Origin of the sequence: Paenibacillus dendritiformis (genome assembly GCF_015845845.1) — a bacterium.
GTDB lineage: Bacteria > Bacillota > Bacilli > Paenibacillales > Paenibacillaceae > Paenibacillus_B > Paenibacillus_B dendritiformis_C.
Genome location: NZ_LDIG01000207.1, coordinates 1 through 9,663 on the forward strand (window position 1 = coordinate 1; position 9,663 = coordinate 9,663).

7 protein-coding genes, 1 rRNA gene and 1 pseudogene are annotated in these 9,663 nt (G+C 54.5%); 1 reads left to right on the forward strand and 8 read right to left on the reverse strand.

All coding sequences use genetic code 11. The annotated features are described in order from the left end of the window. The 8 genes from ABD76_RS21200 to ABD76_RS21235 all read right to left on the reverse strand — a co-directional run. Positions 1 to 218, reverse strand: a 16S ribosomal RNA gene (locus ABD76_RS21200); the annotation flags it as partial. 449 nt (positions 219 to 667) lie between these two features. Then, positions 668 to 2,146 (reverse strand): LysM peptidoglycan-binding domain-containing protein, encoded by a 1,479-nt coding sequence (locus ABD76_RS21205; protein ID WP_197259101.1) that lies wholly within the window; start codon positions 2,144 to 2,146, stop codon positions 668 to 670. A gap of 162 nt (positions 2,147 to 2,308) precedes the next feature. Beyond that, a complete protein-coding gene (gene ilvE, locus ABD76_RS21210; RefSeq protein WP_197259102.1) occupies positions 2,309 to 3,187 on the reverse strand; it encodes a branched-chain-amino-acid transaminase in 879 nt (292 codons plus the stop codon). Positions 3,188 to 3,213: 26 nt separating this feature from the next. Further along, positions 3,214 to 4,074, reverse strand: coding sequence for a prephenate dehydratase (gene pheA, locus ABD76_RS21215; RefSeq protein ID WP_197259103.1), 861 nt, complete (start codon positions 4,072 to 4,074; stop codon positions 3,214 to 3,216). A gap of 16 nt (positions 4,075 to 4,090) precedes the next feature. Further along, positions 4,091 to 5,065: a homoserine kinase gene (gene thrB / locus ABD76_RS21220; RefSeq protein ID WP_197259104.1), complete on the reverse strand. Its 975-nt coding sequence runs from the start codon at positions 5,063 to 5,065 to the stop codon at positions 4,091 to 4,093. Then, the gene (thrC, locus tag ABD76_RS21225; protein ID WP_197259105.1) at positions 5,065 to 6,132 is read right to left on the reverse strand and encodes a threonine synthase; all 1,068 of its coding nucleotides are present in this window, start codon (positions 6,130 to 6,132) and stop codon (positions 5,065 to 5,067) included. The genes thrB and thrC overlap by 1 nt, the downstream gene beginning before the upstream one ends. Before the next feature lie 54 nt (positions 6,133 to 6,186). Further along, positions 6,187 to 7,473, reverse strand: coding sequence for a homoserine dehydrogenase (locus ABD76_RS21230; RefSeq protein ID WP_197259106.1), 1,287 nt, complete (start codon positions 7,471 to 7,473; stop codon positions 6,187 to 6,189). A 115-nt stretch (positions 7,474 to 7,588) separates the two neighbouring features. After that, a complete protein-coding gene (locus tag ABD76_RS21235; protein ID WP_006676703.1) occupies positions 7,589 to 8,026 on the reverse strand; it encodes an ACT domain-containing protein in 438 nt (145 codons plus the stop codon). Positions 8,027 to 8,399: 373 nt separating this feature from the next. Here ABD76_RS21235 and ABD76_RS21240 point away from each other — a divergent pair. After that, positions 8,400 to 9,634 (forward strand): annotated as a pseudogene (locus tag ABD76_RS21240) (IS110 family RNA-guided transposase). Positions 9,635 to 9,663: the final 29 nt, after the last annotated feature.

A 9,663-nucleotide genomic window follows, 5' to 3' on the forward strand; every position in this document is an offset into this window, starting at 1 on the left:
CCGCCTTTCCCGACTCCCTCATGCGAGGAAATCGCCTATCCGGTATTAGCCCACGTTTCCGTGAGTTATCCCGGTCTTAAGGGCAGGTTACCTACGTATTACTCACCCGTCCGCCGCTAAGCATCAGGAGTGCAAGCACTCCATCCGCTCCGCTCGACTTGCATGTATTAGGCACGCCGCCAGCGTTCGTCCTGAGCCAGGATCAAACTCTCCATAAAAGTTAAGTTTGACTTGCTCATGTATTGCTGACGAGGTCATTTGACCTCTTGCACAAACATCACTCGTTGTTCAGTTTTCAAAGAACAATCCGGCAACCAACCTCATCAGTAAGTTGCTTTCTTTTCTTCACCGCCGTTCAGCGGCGACTTTTATAATATATCATATCTTCGATTCAGCGTCAAGCATTTTTTCAAAATTCTTTTTTCGCTTCAGACGGCTGATGCCGCTCTGTCGAAGACAGGAATATAAATATATCACGCTCTTAATAGAAAAGCAACCCCTAAATCTATTATTTTTTCTCCGCTTTACGACAGCTTGAAAATGAACATCTGGGGAAAGCTCAATCCGGGTTGGCTTATACGTGTACGCCACAACAACAGGTAATATCCACCCGTCTATTCTCTTATAGAACAGGGGATACTACCTGTTGCTGTTAAGCAGCTGTCTGTTAGCCGCTAATCCACGGCATTCCTTGCGAACGCAGCTTCCTGTTCGGGGCTTTGGCCTTCTGCGCGCCGCGAGGATTCTTCTTCCCGGAAGCGCTGCGAATCGTCGCTCTCTTCTCCTTATCGTTCGAATTCTCGTTTCTTTCTTCCGGCTCGCCATTCGTCTCGGCGGAAGAAGCAGTGGCCGTCTCCGCTTCAAGCTCCTCTTCGCGCGGGTAACCGCCGCAATCGCATGTCTTGCCTTTTTCCCAACCATCCTTCTTCCATTGGTGTTGGGGCATGCCCCAGTATGGTTCTGGCTTATGCCAGCCCGCTTCCGGCGATATATAGGTTGGATATCCCGGAGTCTGGAACATCCCCGGATACATATGGCTGGCATGAGAATGCCATTCCCCATCTCCGGTCATTCCGTGATGAGGATTCCATTCCTCGTATCCGCCCATTCCGTGATGAGGGTTCCATTTTCCGTGTTCGCTCATTCCATAATGCGGATACCATTTCCCGTGCCCGGACATATCGTAATGCCCCGGCATGGAAGACGGCCATTCGGCCGGAGCCGGATCCCCCATTGCGGCTGGAGACACAAATACAGGCTGCGCCGATGAATGCGAATACGGCATCAGCGGGTAACCGCCTCCGCAACCATGCGGCGGCTGCATGACAGGAGACGCCTCCCAAGGCGCGCAACCGGCATAGACCGGCGGCACCGCCGAAGGGGCGACAACCTCTGCAGCCGGTACCGGATACTGGGCGAATGGATGATGGTAGTAGGGTTCTCCGCACCCGCAAGACATATCTTTGACCGGAGCATACGGTTCAGGGCAGCAGGAGTAAAATGGCTTAGGCTTTTCTTCCATGTAAGGAAGTATGGCGGGAGGCTCCGGGCATTCCAGTACCGGCGGGGCCGGAATCGGCAACATTGGCGCAGGAGGACAAATCGGATATTCATGCTTCGGTTTTTCCGGCTTGTAATACTCCACTTTTTCCATTTCAAATTCGAGCTCATACTTCGGCAGCGTAATCTCGACCTTCGGCTTCGTCACTTCCGGTTTCGGCTTCGGCGCGGTCAGTTCTTCCTTGGACTTCGGTGCCGTCATCTGGCCTTTGCCGTGATGCATCGGGTTACCATCCGATGAAGGCGGCGTCATTCCCGATACCTTCGGAATATTGACCACTTGCCCGATCACGAGAACATTGGGATTTTTCAATTGCGGATTCGCTTCAATCATCTCTTGCAAAGGAACGCCCCATGCCTTCGACAGCTTCCACAACGTATCCCCTTCCTTGACCACATGCTTATGCACAATTTCGTGCCCGGTTTGCGGGTGGCTGGAGGACGGGACTTTAATCTTCATCCCGACATCGATCTCATTCGGATCTTTTAACTGCGGGTTCATCTTGATTAATTCCTCTAATGGAACATCATATTTTTGTGAAATGGAATATAACGACTCGCCGTTCTTGACAATATGGATTTTCACGTGTTGTAACCTCCCAAACGTTCATCATCCTCTATGCTTCGGGACACTTGCCCCAGGATCAATTACTACATCCTATGCAAATGATAGGCGTTTGACATCCCTTAATACAAAAAAAACCTCCCCGATGTTCAGGGAGGAGTTGTCTGCAGCTTAGACAGGCATCTATTCGTATACCTTGACGCCGTCCTGCGTCACGATCTCGCGGAAATGGTTGAGAAGATTCAGCGTCATCGGGCCGGCTTGTCCGGAACCAATGATGCGGCCGTCAACTTCACGCACGGCAATGACTTCGGCAGCCGTTCCCGTGAAGAACACTTCATCCGCGACATACACATCGTGGAGAGTGAACGGTTCTTCCTTGAGCGTGTAGCCCAGCTTGCCGCACAATTCCATAATGGCGCCCCGCGTAATGCCTTCCAACGCCCCCAAGTAGCATGGAGGGGTGTAGACGACGCCTTTTTTGATAATAAATATGTTATCGCTGGAGCCTTCGGCGACATAACCCTGGGCATTCAACATAATCGCTTCCCCGACATCGGCCAGGTTCGCCTGGATTTTGACGAGAATATTGTTCAAATAGTTCAGCGACTTGATCTTCGGATTCAAGGCGTCCGGTATATTGCGGCGTTGGGACACGGAGACGGTGCGCAGCCCGTTCCGGTAAGCTTCCTCCGGATAAATGGCGAGCTGCTCGACAATAATAATGACACTCGCCTTCGGACAGCGACGCGGATCGAGGCCAAGATTGCCGGCTCCGCGGGAGACGATGAGCCGGATATAGCCGTCACGCAGCTCATTGCGCCGAATCGTCTCCACCATTGCCTCCTGCATCTCTTCCAGCGTCAGCGGAATGTCCAGCATGATCGATTTCGCCGAATCATACAGCCGCTCCAGATGCTCGCGGCATTTAAATATATTGCCGCTATAGACGCGGATGCCTTCAAATATCCCGTCCCCGTACAAAAAACCGTGGTCATATACTGAAATCGTTGCATTTTCTTTGGTGACATATTGTCCGTTCAAGTATATCCATTGCGACATGGGAAAAGCACCTCCGTATAATGGCCCTACTTGTGTACCGCTTGTTCAAATGCATAGCTTGGATAAGATCCGAGGATGCGAACCTGGCACCCGATCGCTTCGATTTCCGCAAGCGCGGAAGGCAGCAGGACCGTGTTCAACCCCATTTCTATATCCATATAGAAATAATAGTTGCCCAGCCGGCGCTTCGTCGGACGCGATTCGATCCGCGACAAGTTGATGCGCCGCCATGCAAAGGCGGACAGCACCTGGTGAAGGGCACCCGGGTAATCCTCGGGGAGCATGACCAGAATCGTCGTCTTCGGCTTGCCGGAACGCTCCAGGTTCAGCGGCTCCTTGCCGACCAAGACGAACCTCGTATAGTTATTATTATGGTCCGTTACTTCCGGTGCCAGTACATCGAGACCGTGGGTGCGGGCCCCCAAGGCGGTGCCGATCGCCGCCCAGCCGCTGCCAGGATTCTGCTTGACCTTATGAACGGCTTCGGCGGTGCTTCCCGTATGCTCCAGTTCGGCATGCGGCAGATACGTCCGGATGAAGTTCATGCATTGCGCCATGGCGACCGGGTGAGACATCACCTTGACGACTCGGGACCAGTCGCCTTCGATTTCCGCGCGGCGTCCGATAATATTTTGGATGGACGGATAGACCCACTCCGCCTGGAACGGAATGTCCACCTCATGGACAATCCAATCCATATGCAGATTCACCGAGCCCTCGATCGTATTCTCGATCGGAATGACGCTGTAATCCGTCTTGCCTTGAACCGTCGACAGGAATACGTCCGATATCAAGGCATAGTGATCAAACTGATGCTGCTCCCCGACGAGATGGACCGCGGCCTCATGCGACACGGAACCTTCAGGCAAAAGCGCAATTCTAGCCATAATAAGTTAACTCCTTCTATCGTGATAAGTCGGCACAGTCGGCACGTCCGGCGACGACCGCCGCCATATCGTCCCATGCTCCGCAGAGCACGGCTCCTTCCTCGCTTATGCCAAGCGGCATAACTCGGGACTCGACCCCGTGATCGCGAAGCGCTTGCTTCATATAGGCTTGCAATGAATCGTGCTCGTCCCGGTTGTCCACGAAGGCGAGAAGCGTCGGCCCCGCGCCGCTTAGCGCCACGCCAAGCGCTCCATGCCGGACCGCCTCCTCCAATATGCCCGGCATGCCCGGAATAAGCGATGCCCGGTACGGCTGATGAAGCCGATCCCGCATCGCTTCCGCCAGCAGCTCCGTGCGTCCGCTGGCCAAGGCAGCGACGAGAACGGAGGAGCGGCTTATATTATATACCGCATCCGCCATGCCGATGCGCTCCGGCAGCACATGCCGCGCCTTCTTCGTCTCGAGCTCGAACTGGGGAACGGCCACGACCGTTCCGAGACCGGCCGGCGGATCGAGCCGAATATGGCGAGCTTGCTCGCCATCCCACATGGCCGCGATAATTCCGCCGTACAGAGAGGCCCCTACATTGTCCGGATGGCGTTCGATGGCCGTCGCCATATCGAACAGCCGTTGATCCGTCAACGGCTGCCCGATGAGCCAATTCGCGGCGGCGAGCCCGGCGATCAAGGCAGAGGCGCTGCTGCCGAGCCCGCGCGTCAGCGGGATCTCGCTGTAGACATCGAGAGCGAGCGGGCGCTCTTCTGCTCCCGCTTCCCGAAATAGCGCTTGAGCCGTCCGGTAGATCAGATTGCGCTCGTCGAGAGGAAGACCGTGAAGCTCCGATCCGTGAAGGCGAATCTGCATCTGCTCCGCCGGCTTCATCGCGACCCACAAATGAAGCTCGAGCGCCATGCCGAGCGTATCGAACCCCGGGCCAAGATTAGCCGTGCTGGCAGGCACGCGCACGAGCACGCCCTCTTCCTTCCACATTATTGTTCACCCTCCAGCCGGCGAATCGCCGCCATGACCGCGTCCTCCGTATCCGGGACGACGAGCGGCTCCTTCGCCGCCGTCTGGATGGCGATGTTCGGATCCTTGAGCCCATGTCCGGTCAGCACGCATACGACCGATTCTCCTCCGGCGAAGTACCCCTCCCGGTGCAGCTTCAGCACGCCGGCCACCGAGGCGGCCGAGGCCGGCTCGGCAAAGACGCCTTCTCTTGCCGCCAGCAGCCGATACGCTTCGATAATTTGATCGTCGGTCACGTAATTAATCTGGCCGCCGGATTGCCCGGCCGCCTCGACAGCGGTCTTCCAGCTTGCCGGGTTGCCGATGCGAATGGCGGTCGCCAATGTTTCCGGGTTCGGGATCGGCTCGCCCTTCACAATCGCCATGGCGCCCTCCGCTTCGAAGCCGACCATCTTCGGCAGCCGATCCGTATGGCCTGCCGCATGATATTCCTTAAACCCTTTCCAGTAAGCGGAAATATTGCCCGCATTGCCGACCGGAATGGCGAGCACATCCGGCGCGGCTCCCAATTGATCGCACACCTCGAAGGCGGCTGTCTTCTGTCCCTCGATCCGGTATGGGTTGACCGAATTGACAAGGGTAATCGGGTGCTTGGCTGTAATCTCGCGTACGATCTCCAGCGCCCGGTCGAAGTTCCCCTCGATCGCAATCACCTTCGCCCCATAGATCATCGCTTGGGCCAGCTTGCCAAGCGCAATGTTATTGTTCGGGATCAGCACGATGCAGTTCAGGCCGCCCCGGGCGGCATAGGCGGCTGCGGCCGCGGACGTGTTGCCGGTCGAGGCGCACATAATCGTGCGGCTCCCTTCTTCCATCGCTTTCGCTACGGCCATCACCATCCCGCGATCCTTGAAGGATCCGGTCGGATTCAAGCCTTCATATTTCAAATACATATCCAGCCCGAGCTCCTCGGACAGGCGCTCCGCCCGAATGAGCGGCGTGTTGCCTTCCTGCAGCGTCAGCATGGGCGTATTTTCGTTAACCGGCAAATAGCGCTTGTAGGTCTCCAGCAATCCCATATATCTCATTTCCTTTTCCCCTCTTTGCGTATGGATTCAACAGATTCATGCGGAGCTGCTCGTTCAACCTTCGACCCGATAAGCGCTCTTAATCGACTTGATGACGGATAGACGCTCGAAATGCTCAAACACCTTATTCATGCTCGCCCGGCTGGCGTAATGCGTAATAATGATAATTTCCGCATCCGGGTTGTTCGGATTCGGCTGCTGAACGACCGAATCGAGGCTCACATCGTACTCGGCGAACACTTGCGTAATTTGGGCAAGCACTCCCGCCTTGTCTTCAACGTGAAGCAGGATGAAGTTTTTATAAGCAATCTGCTCGTCGGATTTAAGCTTCTTCTCCTTGTACGGAGTCAAGGCGCGCTGTCCGTTGACGCCGAGCTTCATGTTCTTGATGACCGCGACCAGATCCGCCACGATCGAGGTGGCCGTCGGCATCTCGCCCGCGCCCGGGCCGTAGAACATCGTCTCGCCTACGGCTTCCCCGTACACATAGACCGCATTGAACACGCCGTTCACCGAAGCGAGCGGATGCCCCGTGCTGACCATGGTCGGCTGGACGACGACACTGATCTGATCATCCTGCCGTTCAGCGATGCCCAGCAGCTTCATTTCATAGCCCAATTTTTTCGCAAAAGCGATGTCTTCCTTCTTAATCCGGGAGATGCCGCGCACTTCCACGTCTTCCAGAGAGACGTCCGCATGGAAGCCGAGCGTCGCGAGAATCGCCATCTTGCGCGCCGCGTCCAGCCCTTCCACATCCGAGGTTGGATCGGCTTCAGCATAGCCGAGCTGCTGCGCTTCCTGCAGCACCTCTTCATAGCCGGCCCCTTCCTGGCTCATTTTCGATAAAATATAGTTGGTCGTCCCGTTCACGATCCCCATAATCTTCGTAATCCGGTCGGAAGAGAAGCCTTCCATCAGCGTGCGGATGATTGGAATGCCGCCGGCGACGCTGGCCTCGTAGAACACATCGCACCGCTTCTCCTTCGCCTTCGCCTTGATCTCCCGCCCGTGGAGCGCAATCAGGTCCTTGTTCGCGGTCACGACATGCTTGCCGCGATCCAATGCTTCCATAATATATTCCTTGGTCGGCTCAATGCCGCCCATCACTTCGACGACGACGTCAATCTCCGGATCGTCGATAATATCCCGCGCATCTTCCGTGAGCAAATGATCCGGCACATGAATGCTGCGGGACTTGCTCATATCTTTGACGAGCACCTTCCCGATCTGAATCGGCGATCCGACCTGGCTCGCCAGATCCTCCTGATGGCCTTCAACAATGCGAACGACACCCGTGCCTACGGTGCCCAGCCCCAATAGTCCTACTTTGATTGGCTTCATCTCGTTCCTCCCCTTCGCTTTGACGCAATCTGTCTATGTGTAAAAAAGAAATATGATATCGGCGGCCATCGGTTCGCGTCCGGCCTTCGCTGCCTGCGTTAGCAAGCGGCCCGCCTTATCCTTGCCCGATGACCTGTACCCGCTTCACGCCCGAAATGTCGCGCAGCGTCTCAAGCATCATGCCGAACGGTTCGGCAATAAGGGATGTCTCCACCGAAAGAACCACATTCGCCATGCCCTGCAGCGGAATCGTCTGGTGGATCGTGAGCACGTTGCCCTCGAACGCGGCCACCGAGCTGAGCACCTTCGAGAGGATCCCTGATCGGTGCTCCAAATCCAGCGAAATCGTCACGATGCGCTCCCGCTCCAGTTGGTTCAGCGGAAAGATGCCGTCTTTATACTTATAGAACGCGCTGCGGCTCAGCTCGACCCGCTCCGCAGCCTCGTGCACGGTCTTGACCTCTCCCGCGGCGAGCAGTTGCTTCGCCCGTACCGTCTTGACCACCGCATCCGGTAAAATATCTTCCCGTACCAAGTAGTATCGCTCTGCCATGTGCAGTCCTCCGTAAAAAGACTTTTGTTTTCTTATAGAGGACATTATAGCGGATTCGCATGCGGATTGGCAATAGGAGATGAGTCAACAATTAAAATTGGATTCATTATACACGAATTTCACAGAAAACCCCCACGGCCTGACGGCCACCACGATGGATGAAAATGGGGACTTGTAATTTTGAAGTTCTTCTGAGCAAATAAAGATAGGCAGATCAAAGGTCGAATTTTTTTTGGTGAGTCACATCCCGTACAGAAAACGGGCCTATTGCAGCTTTGAGCACCGCCGATTGTTGCCCTGAGCACGTGTACAAAAGTACACTTCTCGTTGCTGCATGTTCTGCTGAATCCAAAAGCAAGGAAGTGAAGCTGGAATGGATGCGATTTTGGAACGGTGCGCAGGGTTGGATGTGCATCAGGAAACGGTCGTCGCCTGTGTACTGGCAGGGCCACTCAACAAGAAACCACAGCAAGAAATCAAAACGTTTGGAACAACGACCAAGGAATTGCTAAAACTCCATGATTGGCTGTTGGAACAGAAATGTACGCATGTCGCGATGGAGAGTACCGGCGTTTATTGGAAGCCCGTATGGAACCTGCTGGAAGACTCGTTCGAACTTATCTTGGCCAATCCGCAGCGGATCAAGAATGTGCCGGGCAAAAAAACAGACATGAAAGACGCCGTCTGGATCGCACAATTGCTACGTTGCGGGTTGATAGAAGCCAGCTTCGTGCCACCAGAAGATATCAGGGATTTGCGTGATCTCACCCGGTATCGCCGGAAGCTAGTCAACGACGCGACAGCGGAAAAGAACCGTATCCACAAAATTCTTCAAGACGGGAACATCAAGTTGACCACCTATATCAGCGATGTATTTGGTGTTTCAGGTCGCGCTTTACTGGAATCAGTTATGAACGGCGTTGTTCTGTCACCGGAAGACGTGAAAACTATGGTCAAAACCCAAGTCAAGAAAAAAGTACCGCAGTTGGTTGACGCCTTGAACGGACGAGTGCGGGCCCACCATCGCAAGATGATCCGCAGGCATTACGACCATCTAGAGTATTTGGAAAAAGAAATTGCAGCTTTGGAAGCTGAGATCGAAGAACTGCTGAACCCTTACCAGAAGGAAATCGAACTGCTCGATACCATACCGGGGATTGATAAGGATGCCGCGGCGAGCATCCTTGCGGAAATTGGACCCGACATGTCGGTCTTTCCTTCGGAAGGGCACCTCGCCTCTTGGGGAGGATTGAGTCCAGGCAATAACGAAAGCGCAGGAAAAAAAAGAGCACGAGAACCCGTAAAGGGAATAAAGGTCTAAAGTCCGTGCTTTGTCAGGCAGCCTGGGCCGCTACCAAAACAAAAAACACGAGATTGTCCGCTTTTTATTACCGGCTGGTCAAACGACGAGGGCCGAAAAAAGCAAACATGGCGCTGGCTCACCTGTTACTACGAATCATCTTTATTATGCTGCTCACCGGTGTCCCCTATGAGGAACTGGGGCCGGATTATTTACCGAAAAAAGAGAAAGACGTCGACTTCTGGATACGAAAAATTCAACAGTTAGGCTACAAAGTGGACATTCAAGAGCTAGGAGACACCGGATAACCCCTATATTTCCCATTAGTTGGTAAAAT